This is a genomic window from Mycobacterium sp. ITM-2016-00318, from assembly GCF_002968285.2.
Taxonomy (GTDB): Bacteria; Actinomycetota; Actinomycetes; order Mycobacteriales; family Mycobacteriaceae; genus Mycobacterium.
Genome location: NZ_CP134400.1, coordinates 1,771,742 through 1,791,186, shown reverse-complemented (window position 1 = coordinate 1,791,186; position 19,445 = coordinate 1,771,742). Strand labels below are relative to the sequence as shown.

Genomic DNA, 19,445 nt, shown 5'->3' with positions numbered 1-19,445 from the left:
GGCATCGGATGTTGGCAGCGAGTCGATCATCCGGTCCACCTCTTCGAACATCGTTTCTCCGAACGTCGTTGACGAAACAGTTAACATACGACCGAAGCGCTTGCTTCGAAGGCTAGCAAAGGGTTGCGCTTTGATCGATGAGCCGTCAAGTTTTGGGAAATATGATGGAATTGGATGATCGCGCGCTCCCCCTGACGCGAGGGCAATTAGACATATGGCTTGCCCAAGCCAGCGAACCTGGGACCGAATGGCAGCTCGGGCTATTCGTGAGAATCGAGGGGTTGGTAAACCGTCAGTTCTTTGAGATGGCGATTTGCCAAGCGCTGCACGAGGCTGATTCAACTAGAGCCGCGTTCTTCGAGGCGAATGGCCAAGTTTTCCAGAGGGTAATCGATTACCCGGATATCGAACTGGACTTCTACGACCTGCGCCACTCGGACCATCCGGCGCAGGAAGCCCAAATGATAGCGTCGTCGATCAAGCACACGCCGATGTCGATGACTGGGCCACTGTTCAAATTTGCGTTGTTCCAGACGCGGACCGATGAATGCTACTGGTTCACATGCTGCCACCATCTCATCACAGACGGAACGGGCATGGCGCTGATAGGCCGGCGGATTGCCGCAATTTACACTGCAATGGTTTCTGGGGATCCCATTCCTGCGGCCTTCTTCGGCAAACTGCAGGACTTGGTGCGCAGCGAGCTGGAATACGACGCGTCTATTGAATATCTACGCGATCAGTCGTACTGGAGAAACAGGCTGCCGAATGACAATGAACTGGATTTTCAGTCACCGCGGACTAAGTGCGAGATCGAGTCGTCCGGGCAGTCTGCCCCCGTGCAGTTGGACCCATTGGTCATCGCCCGCACGAAGGAGCTGTCCAAAGCGCTAGGGATCCGCCGATCGTCGGTTCCGGCAGCGGCATGCGCTCTTTTGGTGCACGGATTCAGCACCAAGGGGTCGCAGGTAGTGTTCGATTTTCCGGTCGGCCGGCGCCTACATCCAGCATTGAAGTTGCTTCCCGGAATGATTGCCGGAGTTGTGCCGCTCGTTTTGTCGGTGTCACCAAAAGCTTCAGTTGCCGACTTCTGCCAAAACGCTGACACACGAATCCGCGAGGCGCTGAAACATCAGCGCTTCCCGGTGTGGAATCTTGAGGGTGACGGTGACACTGGCAGTCGGAGGCCGGAATCGAATCGGGTGATGCTCAATTTCATCCCTACCAGACTCAGTTTGGACTTCGGCGGTCTAAAGGGAATGGCAACCTATACCAGTTATGGCCCGCAAAGTTACTTTGGCTTTCATTTCCTTGGAGTCGGTGAAGAGCAGGTTTTGAGCACCGCGGGCTCTGGGCGTCCGTTCTCGAGTTTTGACTCGGCGGATTTGGCGGGGCGATTGCAGCGCGTGCTGGCGGCGATGACCGATGACCCGAGTCGCTCATTGTCCTCGATGAATGTCATCAACTACCGTGAGGAAGCCCGGCTGCAGGCATGGGGTCATCGGGCCGTGTTGACTGGGCCGGCACCGGTGCGGGCATCAATTCCGGCATCGGTGGCTGAGCACGCGGCGCGCACCCCCGAAGCGGTCGCGATTCGCTGTGCGGGCCGGTCAATGACCTATCGCGAGCTTGATGACGCAGCGAATCGATTGGCATGGTTGTTGGCCGACCATGGGGCTGGCCGTGGTGAATGTGTGGCGTTGTTGTTCACCCGGTCCGCTGAAGCGATCGTGGCGATGTTAGCGGTGCTCAAGACAGGGGCAGCGTATCTGCCGATCGACCCGGCGCACCCGGCAGCCCGGATTGAGTTCATGCTCCGCGACGCGGCGCCGGTCGCGGTCATCACCACCGCCGAGTCAGCCGATCGACTCGACGGTTTCGAGGGCAGGGTCATCGACGTCAGCGATCCCACGATCGACACCTGGCTTAGCTGGCCATTGGCGGGCCCGTGTCCCGACGATATCGCTTACCGTATCTACACCTCAGGGACCACTGGGGTGCCGAAGGGTGTGGCGATCACTCACGGCAGCCTGACCCGGTTGGTGGCCTCGATGGATCCGGCTTTGGCGGGACCGCAGCAGGTGTGGGCACAATGTCATTCGTTGGCGTTTGACGCGTCGGTGTGGGAGATCTTCGGCGCTCTTCTGCATGGCGGTCGCCTGGTGGTCGTGCCCGATTCGGTGGTTCGGTCGCCGGATGAGCTGCATGCGCTGCTGGTCGCCGAGGGAGTGACGGTGTTGACTCAGACGCCGTCGGCGGTGAGGGTGTTGTCGCCGTCGGGGCTGGAGTCGGTCGCGTTGGTGGTGGCTGGCGAGGCGTGTCCGGTCGAGGTGGTGGATCGGTGGGCGCCGGGGCGGTTGATGGTCAACGCCTATGGGCCGACAGAGGCCACGATCTGCGCGGCGATGAGCGCGCCGTTGGTGGCGGGTTCGGGTGCGGCGCCGATCGGGGCGCCGGTGGCTGGTGCGGGGTTGTTTGTGCTGGATGGGTGGTTGCGTCCGGTACCGCCGGGGGTAGTCGGTGAGCTCTATATCGCCGGATCTGGCGTGGGCGTGGGTTATTGGCGCCGTAGCGGGTTGACCGCCTCGCGGTTTGTGGCGTGCCCGTTCGGCAAGCCCGGTGAGCGGATGTATCGCACCGGGGATCTAGTGTCCTGGGATGCCGACGGGCAGCTGCACTTCGTGGGACGTGCCGATGAGCAGGTCAAAATCCGTGGGCACCGCATCGAACTCGGAGAACTCCAGACCGCACTGGCCGCACTGGATGGGGTGGAGCAGGCCGCAGTAATCACCCGGGAAGATCATGCTGGCGACAAGCGCCTCGTCGGTTACATATGTGGCACAACAGATTCGGCCATAGCACGCGCGGCTTTGGCTGAGCAGTTGCCAGCCCACATGGTTCCAGCGGCGATCGTGGTCATTGACGCACTGCCGTTGACGGTCAACGGCAAACTCAACATCCGCGCTCTGCCGGCACCTGAGTATCAAGACGTCGATTCGTATCGCGCTCCAGTTGGTGCTGTCGAGGAAATCCTGGCTGGGCTTTATGCCGAGGTGTTGGGGGTGGGTCGGGTCGGGGCCAACGACTCGTTCTTCGATCTCGGAGGAAACTCATTGTCGGCGATGCGGTTGGTCGCGGCCATCAACGCGAGTCTGGCCGCCCGCCTATCGGTGCGCGCGGTATTCGAGGCGCCCACAATTGCCCGGTTGGCGCTGCACATCACCGGGCGTGAGGGGGAACTGGCGGCGCTGGAGCCGCAGCCGCGGCCGCAGGTCCTGCCATTGTCCTTCGCTCAGGAACGTTTGTGGTTTTTGAATCAGTTGTTGGGAGCCTCCTCCGCCGCCTACAACATGCCGGTGGTGCTGCGGCTTTGTGGGCGCCTGGACGTCGACGCCTTCGGCGCTGCGTTGGCCGATGTCGTGACCCGGCATGAAAGCTTGCGCACGGTGTTCCCTGCGGTAGCCGGTGTCCCCCAACAGGTGGTGGTCGGTGTAGAGGCTGCCGATTTCGGTTGGGCTGTTGTCGATGCCGCTGAGTGGTCGACCGAGCGGTTGACTGAGGCTGTCGGCGGGGTAGTGAGCCACGCCTTCGATTTGACATCCGAGATCCCCCTGCGTGCAACACTTCTCCGTCTTGATGAGGATGAACATCTGTTGGTGGCGGTGGTTCACCATATCGCTGCCGATGGCTGGTCGATCACGACACTGGCGCGTGATTTGGGCGTTGCGTATGCCAGCCGATCCACAAGTCAAGCCCCGGGGTGGGCACCTTTGCCGGTGCAGTATGTCGATTACACGTTGTGGCAGCGCGCCCTTCTGGGAGATCTTGACGATCCCGGTAGCCGACTGGCTGAGCAGCTCGGGTACTGGGTCGACGCGCTAGCTCATTTGCCGGATCGGTTGGCATATCCGACGGATCGGCCGTATCCGGCGGTTGCTGATCATCGTGGGGCCAGGGTGGAGGTGGACTGGCCTGCGGAGTTACAGAAGAAGGTCGCTGAAGTAGCGCGTGAGCACAATGCGACCAGTTTCATGGTGGTGCAGGCCGCTTTGGCGGTTTTGTTATCTCAGATAGGTGCGAGTTCTGATGTAGCGCTAGGTTTTCCGATCGCGGGCCGCGCCGATCCTGCGTTGGACGAGGTGGTCGGATTCTTCGTCAACACGCTGGTACTGCGGGTGGATGTCAGTGCAGATCCCACCGTTGGCGAGCTGCTGGCACAGGTTCGTCGACGCAGCCTGGCCGCCTACGAGCATCAGGATGTGCCGTTTGAGGTTTTGGTGGAACGGCTCAACCCCACCCGCACTCTGGCGCATCATCCTCTGTTCCAGGTGATGTTGGGGTGGCAGAACTACGCCCGACAGGGCAGTAACTCTGCGGCGAACTTGCAGCTCGGTGACCTGCAGGTCACCCCCCTGCCGACGGAAACCCACACCGCTCGCATGGATCTGGCATTTTCGCTGGACGAACGCTGGAATGAGGATGGTGAGCCGGCCGGAATCGTTGGGGCGGTGGAGTTCCGTACGGATGTGTTCGACTCGGTCAGTATCGAAGTATTGGTGAGGCGGTTCCAGCGAGTGCTGTCCGTGATGACCGCTGATCCGGAAGTACAGCTGTCATCGATCGACATAACTGATGAGGTAGAGCACAAACGCCTAGATGAGTGGAGTCACCGGGAGGTGTTGAACGAGCCAGTACCGTTCGAGTTCTCGATTCCGGCGCTGTTCGCTGCTCAGCTAGGACGGGCGCCGGACGCGGTGGCGGTGTCGTTCGAGGATTCGTCGCTGACCTACCGGGAGTTGAACGAGGCCGCCAACCGATTGGCGCACTTGCTGGTCGGACAGGGTGTGGGCCCGGGACAGCGTGTCGGGCTGTTAATGGCGCGTTCCCTCGCCGCGATTGTCGCGATGTTGGGAACGCTTAAGACCGGGGCCTGCTATGTGGCGATCGACCCGGTGTCGCCGGCTGCGCGATTGGAGTTGCTTCTCGCTGATGCTGCCCCGGTCGCGGTGATCACTTCTGCGGCGCTGCGACCGCGATTGGACGCGTTCGACGTCAATGTCATCGATATCGATTCGGCGCAGGGATATTCAGGTGCGGAGCTTAGAGGGCCGCAGGCCTCGCCGCAGGACATCGCGTATCTGATTTACACCTCAGGGACGACCGGGGTTCCGAAGGGTGTGGCGATCACTCATGGCAGCCTGACCCGGCTGGTGGCCTCGATGGATCCAAACTTGGTGGGGCCGGATCACGTGTGGGCACAGTGCCATTCGTTGGCGTTTGATTTCTCGGTGTGGGAAATTTGGAGCGCGTTGCTTTCGGGTGGCCGGCTCGTGGTGGTATCCGATTCGGTGGTTCGGTCGCCGGATGAGCTGCATGCGCTGCTGGTCGCCGAGAGAGTGACGGTGTTGAGTCAAACGCCGTCGGCGGTGGCCGCGCTCAGCCCGCAGGGACTGGAACCAATAGCACTGCTGGCCGGCGGTGAGATGTGTCCGGTCGAGGTGGTGGATCGGTGGGCGCCGGGGCGGTTGATGGTCAACGCCTATGGGCCGACAGAGGCCACGATCTGCGCGGCGATGAGCGCGCCGTTGGTGGCGGGTTCGGGTGCGGCGCCGATCGGGGCGCCGGTGGCTGGTGCGGGGTTGTTTGTGCTGGATGGGTGGTTGCGTCCGGTACCGCCGGGGGTAGTCGGTGAGCTCTATATCGCCGGATCTGGTGTGGGCGTGGGTTATTGGCGCCGTAGTGGATTGACCGCCTCGCGGTTTGTGGCGTGCCGGTTCGGCAAGCCCGGTGAGCGGATGTATCGCACCGGGGATCTAGTGTCCTGGGATGCCGACGGGCAGCTGCACTTCGTGGGACGTGCCGATGAGCAGGTCAAAATCCGTGGGCACCGCATCGAACTCGGAGAAATCCAGACCGCACTGGCCGCACTGGATGGGGTGGAGCAGGCCGCGGTAATCACCCGGGTAGACCGTGCTGGCGACAAGCGCCTGGTGGGGTATGTCGCCGGGAATGTCGATCCCGACGAACTGCGCACCGCACTGGCTCAACAGTTACCGGGCTACATGGTGCCGGCGGCGATCGTGGTGATCGAAGCGTGGCCGTTGACGGTCAGCGGCAAGCTCGATATTGCCGCCCTACCGGCGCCGGACTACTTCGGGGGCCATTATCGGGCTCCGGGCAGCCCGATCGAGGAACTTGTGGCTGGGATCTATGCCGACATCCTCGACGTGGAGCGGGTCGGTGTAGACGATTCGTTCTTCGAACTGGGCGGAGACTCGCTTTCGACAATGCGCCTGATCGCCGCCGTCAACACCACCCTCGACTACGACCTCCCAGTACGAGCTCTCTTCGACGCACCCACAGTGAGAGGCCTGATCCACCAATTGGGCACGCATGCCACCGCAATGGAGCTATTCGGCTCTGTGCACGGCCGCGATGCCGCCGAGGTACACGCCAACGACCTCCGGTTAGACAAGTTCATCGACACCGACATCCTCACCGCTGCAACGACACTACCCGGCCCGAGCGTCGAAGTGCGTACGGTCTTACTGACCGGCGCCACCGGTTTCCTCGGCCGCTACCTTGCACTAAAATTGTTAGAGCGAATGAACGAAGTCGACGGCACGTTGATCTGCCTGGTGCGTGCCGAATCCAACGAGCAAGCGCGGCAACGCTTGGACAAGACTTTCGACAGCGGTGACCCGCAACTAATCGCCCATTTTCAGAAACTGGCCGCTGATCATCTGCGGGTCCTGGCGGGCGACAAGGCCGAAGTCAATCTGGGATTGGACCAGCAGACATGGCAGCAGCTGGCTGACACCGTCGATCTGATCGTCGACTCCGCAGCCATGGTCAACGGCGTCCTGCCATACAGCGCGTTGTTCGGGCCCAACGTCGCGGGCACCGCCGAGCTGATCCGGATCGGACTCACCACAAAACTCAAGGCCTACAGCTACGTTTCGACAGGCAATGTAGGTGACCAGATTGAACCATCGGAGTTCACCGAAGATGCCGACATCCGGGTCATCTGCCCTACCCGCACCAACGACGGCAGCTACGTCAACGGTTACGGCAACAGCAAGTGGGCCGGCGAAGTGCTGCTCCGCGAGGCCCATGAAGCGTGCCGACTACCGGTCGCGGTGTTTCGCTGCGACATGATTTTGGCCGACACTACCTATGCGGGGCAGCTCAACGTGTCGGACATGTTCACCCGGATGGTGCTGAGCGTGATGGCCACCGGTGTGGCACCCGCCTCGTTCTTTCCACCCGACCCGGACGGCAACCGGCAGCGTACCCACTTCGATGCGCTGCCAGTCGAATTCATTGCCGAGGCTGTCGCAGCGCTAGGCGCTCAGGTGCTCGACGGATTCGAGACTTATCACGTCATGAACCCGCACGACGACGGTATCGGCCTCGACGAGTACGTCGATTGGCTGATCGAGGCCGGTTACTCGATCGAGCGTATTGACGACATTGGGCAGTGGGAGAAGCGGTTCGAAACAGCCTTGCGGACCCTGCCAGATCGCCAGCGCCTGCACTCGGTGCAGCCGGTGTTGGCGTTGCGTGATTCGGGCTATCTGGATTACTTGCGGCCCGTTTTCACCCCTGTCTACGACACTGTCGGAACGGGAGTCAAGGGCGAGGGGCCAGGTCCATTCTGCTTCCCCCAGACTGCGACCGCAGGCGCCTACGTCCTATTGGCGGTCGTCGGGCAGGGCGAGGGATCCAACTGTGAATTCTCGGCCGTGACGTACGGCGGCCACGCAATGACACCGTTGGGACAGGTCTATCTGGACAATGACTATACCCACGGCACATTGGAACTATTCGGACTTGCGAACGCGCCGGGCGGACAGCAGACCGTCAGTTTCACCGGGACCGCCGGTGGCTACGTCGTTGCAAACACAATTTCGTATCAGAACATCTCCTGGGCCTCGCTTATCACAAACTCCGCGTACCGGACGGGGGCGGGAGGGGCGCTATCGCAGACGGTAACCCTTGAATTCGGCCAGCTGATCGTGCAGGTGTTTGCCAACCAGGGAAGTGCCACCATGTGCTCCCCGAGCGGCGGTACTAATCGTTGGCTGCAAACCACCGTGTCGGATGCCAAGATCGGCCTCGCAATCAACGAGGCGACGGCTGCCACAACCTTCACGGCGGACCTCAGCGGCACGGACTATTGGGCCGGAATCGCCGTGCAACTTGGACGGCCGTCGATCGCAGAGCCGATGCGGGGATCCTATGGTCCAGCGGACCTATTCCGTGCCGCGGTGCGGAAAGCAAAGATTGGCCCCATTAACGACATTCCGCGCGTGACGCCGGAGGTGATCCTCAAGTACGTCACCGACTTACAGCTGCTTGGGCTGCTGTAACGGTCTTTTTCGGCAACCCCGGTCGCAGCTTATGACGGCGTGCGTCCGGTTCAGCGCGGAGTGAAGGCGACAGTTTGTGGTCGCGCACGCCCGCATCCGTCGGCAAGAGTGGGCAACCAGTCACATCCTGACTTTGCCGAGAAGCGCAATCGACCCGGTGGGCCTCTTGTATATTGACGACGCCGTTAACCACCGACGAAGTCCGAGCGATCAAGGGCCGCCAGGAGGAATGGAGAACCGTTGAGCACCAACCCGTTCGATGATGAGGATGGCACTTTCTACGTCTTGATCAACGACGAGGAACAACACAGCCTGTGGCCATCGTTTGCCGATATTCCAGCCGGCTGGCGGGTGTTATATGGCGAAGCGGCCCGCGGCGAGTGTCTGAACTACATCGAAGAGAACTGGACCGATATACGCCCGCGGAGTCTGCGAGAGAGGTCGGCGTCGGGCCGGGCTTGTGATGAGTAAGCCGTCGGGCTTGGAAGGTTCGTAAATGGAGTGGAGCTAAGGGACTGGAACCCTGACGCCCACACTGCCAGCACCAGGCAGAGGTTCGTGAACAGGCCGTTTAGCAGCCGCAACGACGTGTTGTTGGTGTAGTTGGGCACGCAACTGTCGTCACGGTTGTCGTCAAAAAACTGTCGTCGATGAAGCACCCGTGGTTCATGGCCGGCGACCCGCTCGGCACCGTCATGGTGGCCGCTTCGCGCCTGGCGACGAACACCTGCACGCCAGTCGTCTCGTGCAGGTTCGGCGAGGCGCCGTAGAACGGCCGATCACCGGCCGTTGGCATCATCGCCGGGAAGGCGCAAGATAGCCGAAGGCCCATGACGCGCACACGCGTCATGTCCAATCCGTGGCACCGTCGTCATTCCTGCGGCTCTGGGCACTGCTGTCTCATCGCTCGTCGCACAAAGTCGCAAGAGCACGTGTGGGAGAGTTGGCCCTAAGTCCATTGGTTGCCCGCTGCAGAGGATGGTCGCGCGCGATTAGTATTCCTGCAGGCTTTCCCGCAGCGTGGTTCCGGGATAGCGCGTGCGATACCGTCCGCGCCGCTGCAACTCAGGTACCAGTAACTCGGTCACGTCGTTGAAGCAGCCCGGCGTGTCGCTGGCGAGCAACATGAACCCGTTACAGCCGCCCGCGTCGAGGTACTGCGCCATCTGATCGGCAAACATCCGATGGCGTGCCGACCGCGACCGGCGCGCCCATCGACACACCGTAGATCTGCGCCGCCTCACGCACCGTCACCGGTGCACCGTCCTTGGCCTCGAGGATGGCGTCGAACAGCCCTCGGATCCCCTGCACGTCGGCGTCGACGACGTTGTCGTCCAGACGTGGATGCGCGGTACCAGCGCGGGCTATGTGACCAGTTCCGCTGCCTCACGTCGCTCCATATTCGATGGATGCTCCCGCGCCAGGGATCCGAGCAGTTCGCGAATCCCGCTGGCGAGACGAGCTTCACTCTTCGCAAGCCCACGGACAGCTAGCAGCGGCGCGATGAGGCCGTCAGACTGCATCAGATCAATCAAGCGATCAGTGCCCGCTTCACCAACAAGTAGCCCTGCCACTATCCCCAGAGCACTTGCCGAATAGCCCTGTATCTCCGAGCTCGGGTCGTAGCTCAGTTGCAGCGTCATAGCCATCATCCATGGCTCGGGTCACCGTTCACACAAGGTGGCTATCGTCCTAGCGGCTTGAATCCTGCAATCTTGATTTTCTGAGCCCGCCAGTCGGCTGATGCCCGCGAGTAAGTCTGTCTCGTCCAGCAGCCGATAAAAGCCCAAGAAGCGCAATAGGGCCGGATACGGAAGGCATAGTTCGCGCTCCACAGGCATAACATCCCTGCGCCAAAGAAGGTCCCGTCCGCGCTGCCTGAAATATTCGGAAGCTGTTCTGGCAATGCAATCTTCAGGGACACGAGGCGATCCAGCGCGGGATTCTTGTATCTTCTCGGTACAGCGTCATCAGCCAAGAACTCCAGCAACGGCTGCCAATGCGACTCGACGCCCAGATAGAACAACGAGACGGCAGAGGCCGCGGGTTCAATGCCGCCTGATCCAAAACGGCCTTAAGGCCAGAAATCATGGCATCAATCTCCTACCCTTCCCAGCATTAATCTCCTCCAGCTGTCAGCGACGTGCAGCCTCGCGTCGCCGCGTGGCAGCTCCCATTCACCGGGTCTACCGAGCGAAGAGCCTTCGCCTCGACCGCGTCGCCAATCGCCAATCGCTGAGGATAAGTAAACGAGGTCTGGGACGAGAAGTTGCAGTCGTACCAACTTTGGACTTACAGGCGATCGTGGGCGACTACGACGTAGTGGTCGAGAAGCTTCTCCTCCCGGCAATACGCAGCCTGTTCCCGGTGGACTGGCAGGGCGAGAACCTCACAATCACGCCACCTGAGTCCCAGCTCACTCCGGAACCAAACGGCCCTCGCGGACCTTCGTCAGTCTCTGTTCATGCAGGCGCTCACACCCTCGGACACCTCGAAACGAGGTAGCACTGCGATGGGCAGGTGTAATCGGAGTTCGGCGGCACATCGCCGGGCGACTCACGGCTTTGATGAATTGCAGCGTCGAACCGCGTAACGCGCCGTTGCCTTTACGCCCAACGATCCGGCCTGTGAGGCCCCCGCCGAGTACCGAGCCGCAGTCGTCCCGGCCGTGACGATCGGCGGCGAGTCTCGCGTAGCGAGACGAATCGTGCACCTCCGAGGAGCTTCGGCCCCGCCGTTGGTATTTCGCGCACGGGGAAACAGGGTTGATCCCCTAGTCCTCGAGGATGGGCGCCGGCGACGAGTACTGACCGTAACTACGCGCATCTGACACCGTAGGAGGCTCAACCTGAATCGCCACGTGACCGGGCCGCTGATTCGTGCTGGTCGATCCCCCCGTGTCGGGGTTGATGATTGCGCTTGCGGCGGTAGCACTTGGCGCCGCAGCGATCGCCGCAGTGGCAGCACCAGTCACGAACAGTGTTGCGATGTAATGCAGTTTCATGCTGCTCCTATTCCATAGTTGTGTGTCCGCACGGTGCAACGACGACGTGACGCTCGTGCCATCCCCATTTGGGGTGCACTGTCATTACCTGTATTGGTGGGACCCCGTAAGGGCCGAGTAAGCCGGACGAGGCGGTCCTCAAGGCGCATGGCCGTCCTGGTCATGTGCCGGGACACCGAGACGTACGCGCGTCGCTGATCGTGACTTGGCCGGGGTGAGTATGGAGTACTACGACCGCTCGAAGCACACGGTGACCGATCCCCGTGACGGTCAGATCGTCAATGCCAACCTGGTCGACTACATCGTCCCGGTGAGCGCCGTCATCCCGGACCTGCGCGCCATCTACCTCGGTGGCGGCAACGACCCGCACGTCAGCAACATAGCCGTCAAGGCCTAGGTGTACTGCCCAGGCAGGTTGGTTGAGAAAGTGTGACGACTCGCTGTAGCGATCGTTGATTGACGAAGGTCTCCCGTCGTGGAGTGGAGCTGCTTGGACACCCACTTCCAAGATGGTCGTCTGGGCAAGCCACTGCGGCACATGCGCTGTGCTAGCTACGGCGTGAAGATGCCGACCGTCTGCCCACCGTCGACGATCAGCGCGTGCCCAACGGTGAACGCGGCACCGTCTGAGCACAACCACAGCACCGCCGATGCAATCTCCTCCGGTCGGCCCATGCGGCCGATGGGTTCTTGCGCGATGACACGTCGGCGGCCTTCGGCGTTTCCGCCGGAGAACCGCTCCATCATGGGGGTTTCGATGATTCCGGGACAGATCGCATTGATGCGGATATTCGACGATGCGTAGTCCAAGGCCGCGGACTTGGTCAATCCGATCACCGCGTGTTTTGATGCGGCGTAGGCCGCTTGGCCGGCGATGCCGACCACTCCCGCGCCCGAAGACGTGTTGATGATCGCTCCGCCGCCGTTCGCCAGCATCAGGGGAATCTCGTACTTGAGGCACAGGAAGATGCCCCGCAGATTGATCCGCACGACTCGGTCGAATTCATCTTCGGTGATCTCTGCGGCAGTGGCGCTCGGCTGTTCCACACCGGCATTGTTGAAAGCGAAGTTCACGCGCCCGAAGCGTTCCACAGTACGGTTCAGCGCAGTCTGCACATCAGCGGAGTCGGTGACGTCACACGTCACCGCAAGCGCGCTGCCTCCGTTGGCTTCAATCAGCGCGGCAGTCTCCCGGTTGCCGTCGCCACTGATGTCGGCGACCACGACGTCGGCGCCAGCCTTGGCGAACGCCAATGCGGTGGCGCGACCGATTCCACTTGTGGCTCCGGTCACGAAGGCCACTTTGTCCGCGAAGGTGCGGTCGACTTCTGGCATGTGTTTTTTCCTTCTTTAGTTACTCGATGGCTTCACCGGACAGGCGGCCCGATAGGGTGGCGCGCACTCATTAGGAGAGTTCGGTGGTTGCGCTAAGGTCGCGGACTGGTCCTGATGTGCCGGTTCACGGATTGACGAGGACCTTGAGGCTCTTACGATTGGCCATATCCTGATATCCGGCGGGGACGCCGTCGATGCCGGTCGTCGCGTCGAAGACCTTGCCCGGGTTGATCGTGCCGTCGAGGATGTCGGGGATCAGCTCTTCGATGTAGGCCCTGGCCGGTGCGGGCCCCCCGGCCAGTCGGATGTTGCGTCCGAAGAGGCTGGCGAATCCGACTGGTGCGTCCTCGTATTGGGGGACTCCGACGCGACTGATCACCCCGCCAGCGCGGACGATTCCGACGGCCTGTTCGTAGGCGGGCATATGCCCGACGGCCTCGAGGACGACGTGGACGCCGTCACCCCCGGTGAGCTCGCGGACCTCGGCGATGCCTTCGTCGCCCCGAGCGGAGACGACGTTGGTGGCGCCGTACTCGATTCCGAGATCCGTGCGCTGCTTATGGCGGCCCATCAGAATGATTTGCTCGGCCCCCAAGCGTTTGGCCGAAAGCACTGCCATCAAGCCCACGGCGCCGTCACCGATCACGGCGACGCGGGTGTGCTGCTTGACGCCACCCATGACCGCGGCGTGGTAGCCGGTGCCGAACACGTCGGACAAGGTGAGCAGTGACGGCATGAGAGCCGAGTCCGCTGCGACCGGTAGCTTGACTAGAGTGCCGTCGGCCAGAGGAACGCAGATCGCCTCGGCCTGCGCGCCTTCGTCGGGGATGTTGTCCCAGAAGGTGGCCGCCGGATCGCTGCAGGCCGTCTGCAGGCCTTCACGGCAGAACTGACAGGTGTTGTCCGACACCGAGAACGGTGAGACGACGAGGTCGCCCTTCTTGACGGTCGTCACTTCGGGTCCGGTGTCCTCGACCACGCCAATGAATTCGTGGCCCATTCGAGCGGGGCCGTCGGCGGAGTTCATCGAAGAGTACGGGTGCAGGTCGCTGCCGCAGATACAGGACGCGGTGATGCGCACCAGTGCATCGGTGGGCTGCTTTATTGTCGAATCGGTGACGTCTTCGACGCGGACGTCGCCGGCGCCGTACATGAGTGTCGCGCGCATGCTGATTTCCCTTTCGTGGTGGTTTGCTTTCGGAGGTCAGCGTGGCCGGGTCGCGAAGACGTCTTTGAAGACGGGTAATGCGGAGAATACGGTTGGCCAACCCGAGTAGAACGCTAACTGCGTCAACGTTTCTGAAGCCTCGTCTTGGGTGAGTCCGCTGTCCATGGCGCGGCCGAGGTGAAAGGTGATCTGCCCGGTTTGCCCCGAAGCGACGAGCGCGCTGACCGTGATGAGACTGCGGTCACGCGGGGCCAACCCGGGACGCAGCCACAGGTCGGTGAACAAGACGTCGGTGGTGTACTGCAGTACACCGGGAGCGACGGCACCGTAGTTCTGTTCGTTGGTGGTCCGCCGCTGGTCTTCGACGGCCTGATTCAGTGGCAGCAGAGGCTCGTCGGCCGAGGGCAGGTCGTCAGTGTCGATGGCGCGGTGGGTGAACACGTCGTTGGCGGTGGCGACGGCCGACAGCGCGTTGGGCCATCCGGCGTAGAACGCCAAGTGGGTGATGATCTCCGACAGTTCGGCCGCAGTGACGCCGTTGTCCAGTGCGCGCTCGAATTGCGCTGCCATGTCAATGGATTGGTTGCGGGCGATTAGCGCGGCGACGGTGACGACGCTGCGGTCACGGGGAGAGAGGCCGGGCCGCTGCCATAACTCGCCCTCGATGACCCGGTCGCGGTAGTCATCCAGCGCAGGCGACACAGCCGCAACGTCCGCAATGGCCGCTGATGACGATCCGGCGGGTTGATCCGGACTGCTACATGCGGCGGTCCACACCGAGACCGATGTCATCGCCGCGACCATGAAGGTCCACTTCGGCAATCTCACCGCTCGGTCCTTTCCCTGTCTAGTTCGTGTATTGCTCGTCGGAGACATACTCGAGCCAGTTGACGGCAGTTCCGTCGACGTGTTCCTGGATGGCGATGTGGGTCAAGGCCGTGGATTCCGTGGCACCGTGCCAGTGCTTGACACCCGGTGGCGTCCACACCACGTCGCCCGGATTGAGCTGTTGCTTGGCCTGTCCCCACTCCTGAACCCAACCGGTGCCGGCCGTGACGACCAACGTCTGACCGGCGGGATGGGTGTGCCATGCACTGCGCGCGCGCGGGCTGAACGTGACTTCAGCCGCACTGCTGTTGCGCCTGTCGACGGTGCCGTAGAGCGGCTTGACGCTGACCTCCCCGGTGAACGTCTCGTGAGGCCCCGGCGTCGCTGGGCGGGTCTTTTCGCGGGAGATCTCCATGCGCTCCCCGTCGGCTCCCGCGGAGCCGCAGCCAAACAGGCTCAGTGGCAGCGCAGCTGCTACCAGTGCGGCCGTCGTCAAGATCTGCCTCATCGTCTGTGTCCTTATGTCGTCGGCATCGTCATCGAGCCCCCCACGTGCGGTCGCTCTACTGAACGAGCTCGAAGGTCGCGTCGAAATCGCCGGACTGTGCGGCAACGGCCTGCATGTCGCCGTCGAAGCGCCCGATGCGCATGATGCCGGTCCAGTAGCCGACGTCGCCGTAGTAGAGCACCAGGTTGCCGCTGGGCGCCCAATAGCCCAGATCGCCGATCTGCGGGTCGTCGCCGGCGGGCATGCCTTCCACCGACAGTTTGCGGGGCAGCGGCGCGCCCCTCTCCACACCGTGCAGGTCGGCGAAGGTCAGTGCCATCGGCAGTTGCGAGGCGAAGTCTCTGGCGGTGGCGTTGTCGAATAGGCGGCCGGTGAGCGTGGTGTCACCGATCACGACGCGAAACTGCGGTGCACTGTTTGGTGACGCGCTCATCGGCGCGGCCGAACTCCATGCCGACGCGGTGCCAGAGCCCGTGGCCGAATGGGTGTCGTCGCGTTCCGCTTGCCCGCCGCACGAAGCCAACAGCATTGCGCTGCAAGCCACGTGAACGATGCCGGCGATGCGCAGGGCGGTCGGCCGCCGGCCTTGACCCCGAGACGAGGGCCTCATATCAGCCTCGATGAGTGATCGACGTCGGCTGCGGTGGGCACCTGCTCGGCCGTCCACGACGCAAGCAGGTCAAGTGCGTGCGCGGTCGGCGAGGCGGGTTCGGCGACGTAGAGCGTCAGTGTCAACCCTGGATCGGAGATCATGTCGACGCTTTCGTAGAACAACTCCAGGTCGCCCACCACGTCGTGGTGGAACGACTTGGCTCCTGCGCCGTGGGTGCGGACGTTGTGTGCGCCCCAGCGGCGGCGGAAATCCTGGCTGCGGGTGGATAATTCGCCGACCAGGTCCTGAAGCAGGCCGTCGTGAGGGTCACGGCCTGCCTCGGTCCGCAGAATGGCGACGCAGATGTCAGCGGCTTCCTCCCAGTGCGGATAGAAGCGGCGCGAATCCTCGTGCAGGAAGGTGAAACGCGCGAAGTTCGGTGGACGGGTGGGATCGCTGTCGTACATCGACGAATGCATCCCGCGGCCAAGATGGTTGACTGCCAACAAGTCCATCCGGCCGTTGCGGACGATGGCCGGGGCGGTGAACTTGTCGAGGGCCCATCGCAGACTGGGCCGTGGAGCCCAGCGCTTGGCGGGACGCCGTCGTGGGCGCATGCCTGCACTGGTGCCGTCGGCGGCGTGCGCCAGGTGAAACAGATGGGCCCGTTCGGCGTCGTCGAGTTGTAGCGCCCGGGCGATGGCATCGAGGATCGACGCCGAAACACCGGCGAGCCCGCCGCGTTCGAGCTTGCTGTAGTACTCGATGCTGACGCCGGCCAGTGAGGCGACCTCCCCGCGGCGCAGTCCCGGGACTCGGCGGTTGCCGAACTCGGGTAGGCCCGCCTGCTGCGGCGTGATCTTCGCCCGTCGCGACATCAAGAATTCGCGGACCTCGGCACGGTTGTCCATATCGACCACGGTACGAGGGTTGCCGCCGATGTGGGATGCACTACCGGTACACCCTTCATCAGGGACTCCCACGACTGCGACCGGCAGTGTTGCCTGATAGATGACTGCAACGGCACGGCAGCCGTTCTTCCGCAAGAACCACTCAGGAGAGAATTCAGATGAACACGGCACTGGAGACCACCAAAACAAGGACACGACGGGACGGCAGCCGCCGTCGCACACTGATGAAGCTGGCCGGCGGTGCGGCCGCGCTGGGCGTGCTGGCCACCGCGGCATGCGCGCCCGCGGAACGCAGCACCGCAACGCCGTCGCCGACCCAACCGGGGACCAGCCTGCCGGCAGGGGACACATCCCACGGTGCGGACAACTTCTACAGCAGTGACCAGGTCACCGTGCAGAAGGTCACGTTCAAGAACCAGTATCAGATGAACGTCACCGGGAATCTCTTCGTACCCAACGACATGGACCGCAACACCACGAACCCGGCGATGGTCGTCGGACATCCCATGGGCGCGGTCAAGGAGCAGAGCGCCAACCTCTACGCCGCCAAGCTGGCCGAGCGGGGCTTCGTCACCATGTCCCTGGACTTGTCGTACTGGGGTGAGAGCGAGGGTGAACCGCGCAATCTGGTAGCGCCCGATGTCTACACCGAAGACTTCAGCGCCGCGGTCGATTACCTGCGCACCCAGTCCTTCGTCGACGCGGAACGCATCGGTGCGCTCGGCGTCTGTGGCAGCGGAAGTTTCGTGATCAGTGCCGCCAAGATCGATCCCCGCATCAAGGCCGTGGCCACAGTGAGCATGTACGACATGGGCGGCGCCAACCGCAATGGACTGCGCGGCTCGATGACCCCCGAGCAGCGACAGGAGACTCTTGCCCAGGCAGCGGCGCAGCGCGACGTCGAATTCGTCGGCGGCGATGTCGAATACGTGGGCGGCACACCGTTTGAGCTCACCGACCAGTCAACGCCGATCGACCGCGAGTTCTACGACTTCTATCGCACTGCCAGAGGTAACAGCCCAGCGACGAGCACCCAGCCGATGCTGAGCAGCAACGTTCGGTTCATGAACTTCTACCCGTTCGAGGACATCGAGACGATCTCCCCACGCCCCATGCTGTTCATCACCGGCGATCAGGCTCACTCTCGTGAGTTCAGCGAGCAGGCTTACCAATTGGCCGCCGAGCCCAAGCAACTGGTGATGATCCCGGGAGCGGGCCATGTCGACCTCTACGACCGGGTGGACCTCATTCCGTTCGACACGTTGGCCAAGTTCTTCCAGAACAGCTTGAACAACCAGGGGTGATGCCACAGCCGCGTCGTGGCCGACCGGTTAAGCAGAACGGATAGGCTCGGGCGCTCGCCGGCTCACGTCGGCGAGTGTTCGAGTCTTTCTGCCTCGATGAAGACCTGTCGCTCGCCGTGGCACAAATCGATGTCAAAGGACACCGCGCGCTGAGTCCATCCGCGCAGCCCGACCCGGACCACTACCTCCACATCGTCGACCGACGCCGACTCGATCACCGTGCGCGGAGCCAAGACTCACACATCATTTTCAGCCCACGCCGATGAACTTATCGTGCTACCACTTGGGCGATTGGCCCGAGGACGCCGATTACGCAGTGTCGTTTGCCATTCCCATAGACACGAAAGGCCTGTCGCTGTACGTGTCGCCCTACTCCGCGGGACACCGCAACAGCTTCACTTCCCCGGGGCTGAAACCGTCTCGAAGAATGGCGCAGCTCGCCGCCATGCGCGCTGCAGAAGGGGACGGCGGACTGTGGCTACCCGATCCACTAACCGTCAACATCGCCAAACAAGCCTTCGCGGCCGGCTACCACGACGCGACCGCCACCCCGATGGACTTGTCCGGCGGGTTGCTCGGCACCGGCCAGGCGAAGAAGACTGGAACACTCCCGGTATCCGTCCAATTCTCGAAAAGTACTACTCCGCAGCTGTCCGGCAGAGCAACAGATCCGAATACTGAACTTCATCGCCGACCTCACCGCCCGCTACTACGGCGGATACCAGGCCGTCCTTGCCACACACGCCGAAGGTTTTCTGGAAGCATTGAAGATGCAGATTGCACGCTCCTCCGACTCCTCTGCAGCCGTCAACTACGTCTTCAGACTAGCGGGAATTGAATGACACTCGCCCTCCGCCGATGGGCTGGGCGCAACCACCGCGCCGATGGATCTACACCGAAAGCGACTGGTTCCCGGCGAGGTACCGGTACACCGTAGCTCGGGAGACTCCAAGCATCTTGGCGATGTCGGTGGCGTTGTTGCCCTTCTCCCGCATGCAACGCAGGGTCTCGTCGAAGCCGGACCCGCTCAGCGTCCCTCCGGTGCGGCGACGCATGACCGCCGCCCACTCGCTGAGTTCATCAGCAGTCAGCGCGCCGAGCGCGATCGCCTGGCGGGCGACGTCGGCCTGTACGTCCCAGGCCGGGTCATCTGGCCCAACCACGGTGCCGAACAGTGCACGCAGCTCGGTTACCGCCTGCTGCTTGAGCACCGCCGGATCGAGCCGCCCCTCGGCAACGTCCTCCGCGAGGCCCATCGCGGCGTTGATGGCGTCGTGCTTGGTCATCGCGGTCATCTCGTTATTTCCTTCGTTGTCGGCATGTCGATCACCTCGGCATGGTGCCGGTTTCCGTCTCGAGGGAGGCGGAGGTTGACAACGGGTTATTGTCGAGGCTGCTGGGGTCGTGGTCAGCGCTCTGCGGT

Annotated in this window: 14 protein-coding genes and 1 pseudogene; 5 read left to right on the top strand and 10 right to left on the bottom strand. The window is 62.5% G+C overall.

The annotated features are described in order from the left end of the window. The first annotated feature begins 137 nt into the window (after window positions 1–137). Complete coding sequence (locus tag C6A82_RS08675) at window positions 138–8,372, top strand: non-ribosomal peptide synthetase (protein WP_311101748.1); 8,235 nt, start codon at window positions 138–140, stop codon at window positions 8,370–8,372. Between the two features lie 240 nt (window positions 8,373–8,612). Continuing rightward, the gene (locus tag C6A82_RS08670) at window positions 8,613–8,843 is read left to right on the top strand and encodes an MbtH family protein (RefSeq protein WP_105345207.1); all 231 of its coding nucleotides are present in this window, start codon (window positions 8,613–8,615) and stop codon (window positions 8,841–8,843) included. Between the two features lie 521 nt (window positions 8,844–9,364). Here C6A82_RS08670 and C6A82_RS08665 read toward each other — a convergent pair. Then, window positions 9,365–9,710 (bottom strand): annotated as a pseudogene (locus C6A82_RS08665) (nitrilotriacetate monooxygenase); the annotation flags it as partial. 26 nt (window positions 9,711–9,736) lie between these two features. Beyond that, a complete protein-coding gene (locus tag C6A82_RS08660) occupies window positions 9,737–10,015 on the bottom strand; it encodes a hypothetical protein (RefSeq protein ID WP_142405953.1) in 279 nt (92 codons plus the stop codon). A gap of 1,566 nt (window positions 10,016–11,581) precedes the next feature. Here C6A82_RS08660 and C6A82_RS08655 point away from each other — a divergent pair. After that, entirely contained in the window at window positions 11,582–11,773 is a 192-nt protein-coding gene (locus C6A82_RS08655) for a hypothetical protein (protein ID WP_142405952.1), read from the top strand. Window positions 11,774–11,928: 155 nt separating this feature from the next. Here C6A82_RS08655 and C6A82_RS08650 read toward each other — a convergent pair whose 3' ends face one another. The 6 genes from C6A82_RS08650 to C6A82_RS08625 form a co-directional block, all read right to left on the bottom strand. Continuing rightward, on the bottom strand, window positions 11,929–12,711 hold the full coding sequence (locus tag C6A82_RS08650) for an SDR family oxidoreductase (protein ID WP_105345202.1): 783 nt from the start codon (window positions 12,709–12,711) through the stop codon (window positions 11,929–11,931). Window positions 12,712–12,835: 124 nt separating this feature from the next. Next, on the bottom strand, window positions 12,836–13,879 hold the full coding sequence (locus C6A82_RS08645; protein WP_105345201.1) for a zinc-binding dehydrogenase: 1,044 nt from the start codon (window positions 13,877–13,879) through the stop codon (window positions 12,836–12,838). Between the two features lie 36 nt (window positions 13,880–13,915). After that, window positions 13,916–14,707 (bottom strand): carboxymuconolactone decarboxylase family protein, encoded by a 792-nt coding sequence (locus C6A82_RS08640; protein WP_233216922.1) that lies wholly within the window; start codon window positions 14,705–14,707, stop codon window positions 13,916–13,918. A 19-nt stretch (window positions 14,708–14,726) separates the two neighbouring features. Further along, the gene (locus tag C6A82_RS08635; RefSeq protein ID WP_105345198.1) at window positions 14,727–15,215 is read right to left on the bottom strand and encodes a cupin domain-containing protein; all 489 of its coding nucleotides are present in this window, start codon (window positions 15,213–15,215) and stop codon (window positions 14,727–14,729) included. A 55-nt stretch (window positions 15,216–15,270) separates the two neighbouring features. Continuing rightward, window positions 15,271–15,648: a cyclophilin-like fold protein gene (locus tag C6A82_RS08630; RefSeq protein WP_142405951.1), complete on the bottom strand. Its 378-nt coding sequence runs from the start codon at window positions 15,646–15,648 to the stop codon at window positions 15,271–15,273. A 173-nt stretch (window positions 15,649–15,821) separates the two neighbouring features. After that, a complete protein-coding gene (locus C6A82_RS08625) occupies window positions 15,822–16,718 on the bottom strand; it encodes a helix-turn-helix transcriptional regulator (protein WP_105345196.1) in 897 nt (298 codons plus the stop codon). Between the two features lie 158 nt (window positions 16,719–16,876). Here C6A82_RS08625 and C6A82_RS08620 point away from each other — a divergent pair, with 158 nt between their 5' ends. Beyond that, window positions 16,877–18,022, top strand: a complete 1,146-nt coding sequence (locus tag C6A82_RS08620; protein WP_199193769.1) for an alpha/beta hydrolase — start codon at window positions 16,877–16,879, stop codon at window positions 18,020–18,022. Window positions 18,023–18,084: 62 nt separating this feature from the next. Here C6A82_RS08620 and C6A82_RS08615 read toward each other — a convergent pair whose 3' ends face one another. After that, window positions 18,085–18,255 (bottom strand): hypothetical protein, encoded by a 171-nt coding sequence (locus C6A82_RS08615; RefSeq protein WP_233216921.1) that lies wholly within the window; start codon window positions 18,253–18,255, stop codon window positions 18,085–18,087. A 366-nt stretch (window positions 18,256–18,621) separates the two neighbouring features. Here C6A82_RS08615 and C6A82_RS08610 point away from each other — a divergent pair, with 366 nt between their 5' ends. Beyond that, window positions 18,622–18,864, top strand: coding sequence for a 4-hydroxyphenylacetate 3-hydroxylase C-terminal domain-containing protein (locus tag C6A82_RS08610; protein WP_255419236.1), 243 nt, complete (start codon window positions 18,622–18,624; stop codon window positions 18,862–18,864). A gap of 48 nt (window positions 18,865–18,912) precedes the next feature. Here C6A82_RS08610 and C6A82_RS08605 read toward each other — a convergent pair whose 3' ends face one another. Beyond that, complete coding sequence (locus C6A82_RS08605) at window positions 18,913–19,317, bottom strand: helix-turn-helix domain-containing protein (protein ID WP_233216920.1); 405 nt, start codon at window positions 19,315–19,317, stop codon at window positions 18,913–18,915. Window positions 19,318–19,445: the final 128 nt, after the last annotated feature.

What these genes read in the sequence shown, in the direction of transcription:
- C6A82_RS08675 (WP_311101748.1), top strand. Translation starts at nt 138, where the DNA reads ATGAGCCGTCAAGTTTTGGGAAATATGATGGAATTGGATGATCGCGCG.
- C6A82_RS08660 (WP_142405953.1), bottom strand. Translation starts at nt 10,015, where the DNA reads ATGACGCTGCAACTGAGCTACGACCCGAGCTCGGAGATACAGGGCTAT.
- C6A82_RS08650 (WP_105345202.1), bottom strand. Translation starts at nt 12,711, where the DNA reads ATGCCAGAAGTCGACCGCACCTTCGCGGACAAAGTGGCCTTCGTGACC.
- C6A82_RS08645 (WP_105345201.1), bottom strand. Translation starts at nt 13,879, where the DNA reads ATGCGCGCGACACTCATGTACGGCGCCGGCGACGTCCGCGTCGAAGAC.
- C6A82_RS08635 (WP_105345198.1), bottom strand. Translation starts at nt 15,215, where the DNA reads ATGAGGCAGATCTTGACGACGGCCGCACTGGTAGCAGCTGCGCTGCCA.
- C6A82_RS08630 (WP_142405951.1), bottom strand. Translation starts at nt 15,648, where the DNA reads ATGAGCGCGTCACCAAACAGTGCACCGCAGTTTCGCGTCGTGATCGGT.
- C6A82_RS08625 (WP_105345196.1), bottom strand. Translation starts at nt 16,718, where the DNA reads ATGGACAACCGTGCCGAGGTCCGCGAATTCTTGATGTCGCGACGGGCG.
- C6A82_RS08620 (WP_199193769.1), top strand. Translation starts at nt 16,877, where the DNA reads ATGAACACGGCACTGGAGACCACCAAAACAAGGACACGACGGGACGGC.
- C6A82_RS08605 (WP_233216920.1), bottom strand. Translation starts at nt 19,317, where the DNA reads ATGACCGCGATGACCAAGCACGACGCCATCAACGCCGCGATGGGCCTC.